We start from the raw sequence: 2,676 nt of genomic DNA, 5'->3' as shown, positions 1-2,676 counted from the left end.
GGCCCCGCCGGCTACGCGGCCGCTCCCGGCGCACCCGCCGCACCGTGGATGCCGCCGGCCGTGCAGCCCGGGATCATCCCCCTGCGACCGCTGAACCTGGGCGAGATCCTCGACGGGGCGTTCCGGGCCATCCGCGCCAACCCGAAGGTCATGTTCGGGCTCGCCGCGATCGTCGTGTCCGTCGCGGTGCTGGTCGGCGCCGTGCTCGAGTGGTACGTGGGCGGCCTCATCGCGGCGGCGCTCGCCGGCGACCTGGTGGACGCGGGCATCGGCACGACGCAGCTGCTCGGCTCCAGCATCGGGACGCTCGTCTCCCAGCCGCTCACGGCACTCGCCACGACGGTGCTCACCGGTCTGCTCATCGTCTCCGTCAGCCGCTCGGTGCTCGGCCGCACCGCGACGATCGGCGAGGTGCTGCGCCAGCGGCGGGTGTGGCTCGTCGTCGCCTTCTCGCTGCTCGTCGGGCTCGCCTCCGTGCTCGCCGTCGGCCTCGTGGCCGGCGGCGTGGTGCTCCTCGCCCGCGCCGACCAGGTCGGCGCCGCGGTGGCCCTCGGCGTCGTCGGCTCGATCGTGCTGTTCGTGGCGCTGGTGTGGGTCGGCGTCCGCACGCTCCTGGTCCCGCCCGCCCTCATGCTCGAGGGGCGCGCGATGTGGCCGACGGTCCGGCGCGCGTGGGTGCTGACCCGCGGCAGCTGGTGGCGCCTGTTCGGCATCTACCTGCTCGTCAGCATCCTCGTCGGGGTGGCCGCGTCGATCGTCACGTTCCCCGTCGGCATCGTCGCGGGCCTCGCGTTCCCCGACGTGCTGTCGTTCGGGTACCTCGCGCTGGTCTCGCTCGGCGAGGTCGTGTCCCTGACGCTGACCACGACGTTCATGGCCGCGACCGTCGCCCTGCTCTACATCGACGTCCGCATGCGACGCGAGGGGCTCGACGTGGAGCTCGCGCGCGCGGCCGGGGCCGACGGGTGAGGCTGCCCGCCCCCCGGGAGGCCCGGTGCTGAGCGCGCTGCTCCGCCTCGAGGTGCCCGTCGACCCGGACGCGCCGACCGCGCGCCGGTGGGCCGTCGAGGAGCTCGCGGACCCGCTCTACCAGAAGGGCGAGTCGCTCCTCACGCGCCTGTGGCGCTGGCTCATGGGGCTGTTCGAGCGCGCCTCGCAGCAGCAGGTCGACCTGCGCCTCGCGCTCGTGGGCGCGCTGGTGGTGCTCCTCGTCGTCCTGGCGGTCGCGTTCTGGGTCGCCGGGCCGGTGCGGCTGCGGCGGCGCACCGCGGCGGTGCGCGCGGTGCTCGACGCCGACGACGGCCGCACGGGCGCCCAGCTGCAGGCGGCCGCCGACGCCGCCGCCGCGCGCGGCGACTGGCACACCGCGGTGCTCGAGCGGTTCCGCTCCGTCGTCCGCGGCCTCGAGGAGCGCACGGTGCTCGACGAGCGCCCGGGCCGCACGGCCCACGAGGCGACGGTCGAGGCGGGCGCACGGCTCGCCGACGTCGCCGACGAACTCGGCGCCGCCGGGCGGCTGTTCGACGGCGTCGCGTACGGCGACGAGCCGGCGGGCGAGCGCGACGACGCCTGGCTGCGGGACGTCGCCGCGCGGGTCGCCGCCGCCCGGCCGAGCCGCGCCGTCGGTGCCGTGGTCGAGGCGGTGCCGCGATGACGGCCCCCGCTGTCGCGACCCCCGGCGTGCCGACGTCCCCCGGCGGCCCCGCGGGCGACGGGACGGTCGGCGACGGGACGACCGCCCGCTCGCGCGCCGCCTCGCGCTGGCGCCGCTGGCGATTCCTGCTCGGGCTGCTCGGCGTGCTCGCGGTCGTCGGGCTGCTGGTCGTCCTGCCGGCACCCCGCACCTCGCTCGACCCCCTCGCCCCCGACGGCACCGGCCCGACGGGATCGCGCGCAGCCGCGCAGATCCTCGGGCGGCAGGGCGTCGACGTCGTGGAGGTGACCAGCGTCGCCCGGCTCCAGGCCCTCGCCGGGCCGGGCACCACGGTGCTCGTCGCCGGCGAGCCGTGGATGCTCGACGAGGACCAGCTCGCGACCGTCCGGGACCTGCCCGCCGACCTCGTCCTGGTGGACGCCGGGTGGTCGGTGTCCACGTTCACCGACGCCGTCAGCGGCGGCAGCATCCCGGTCCCCGACCCGCCCGCCCGCGCCGCGCGCTGCGACGACCCCGACGCCCGCGCGGCGGGCTCGATCACCGCACGCGGCACGCTCGTCGCGTCCTCGCCGTCCGCGACCGTCTGCTTCCCCGACGCCGACCCCGCCGGCGGCGGCGCCTACGCCGTCGTCACGGAGGACGACCGCCGGATCACGGTGCTCGCCGACTCCACCCCGATGCAGAACGCCCACCTCGCGCAGGAGGGCAACGCGGCGCTGGTGCTGCGCATGCTGGGCCGGCACGAGACGCTCCTGTGGTTCGTGCCGACGCTCTCCTCCGCGTCGGCGGGCGACGACGCGGGGCCGGGCACCCTCGACCTCCTGCCCCCCGCGGCACGCGTGGCGGGCCTCCAGCTGCTCCTCGTCGTCCTGGTCGCGGCCGTGTGGCAGGGCAGGCGGCTCGGGCCGCTCGTCACCGAGGCGCTGCCGGTCGTCGTCCGGGCCGGCGAGACCACGCGCGGGCGTGGGCGGCTCTACCGGCGCTCGCGCGCCCACGGGCACGCCGCCGCGGGCCTGCGGGCC

Annotated in this window: 3 protein-coding genes; all 3 read left to right on the top strand. The window is 77.5% G+C overall.

Translation table 11 applies throughout. The features are described from left to right. Nucleotides 1-969, top strand: a 969-nt coding sequence (locus HGCM_RS17845; RefSeq protein WP_019136674.1) for a hypothetical protein, incomplete at its 5' end; no start/stop codon positions are given. A 25-nt stretch (nt 970-994) separates the two neighbouring features. Continuing rightward, nucleotides 995-1,654: a DUF4129 domain-containing protein gene (locus HGCM_RS09835; protein WP_019136673.1), complete on the top strand. Its 660-nt coding sequence runs from the start codon at nt 995-997 to the stop codon at nt 1,652-1,654. After that, nucleotides 1,651-2,676, top strand: a 1,026-nt coding sequence (locus tag HGCM_RS18860; RefSeq protein WP_019136672.1) for a DUF4350 domain-containing protein, incomplete at its 3' end; no start/stop codon positions are given. The genes HGCM_RS09835 and HGCM_RS18860, both read left to right, overlap by 4 nt.

Source organism: Cellulomonas massiliensis JC225, from assembly GCF_000312005.1.
Classification (GTDB): Bacteria; Actinomycetota; Actinomycetes; order Actinomycetales; family Cellulomonadaceae; genus Cellulomonas; species Cellulomonas massiliensis.
This window is presented reverse-complemented; position numbering and strand designations above follow the sequence as displayed.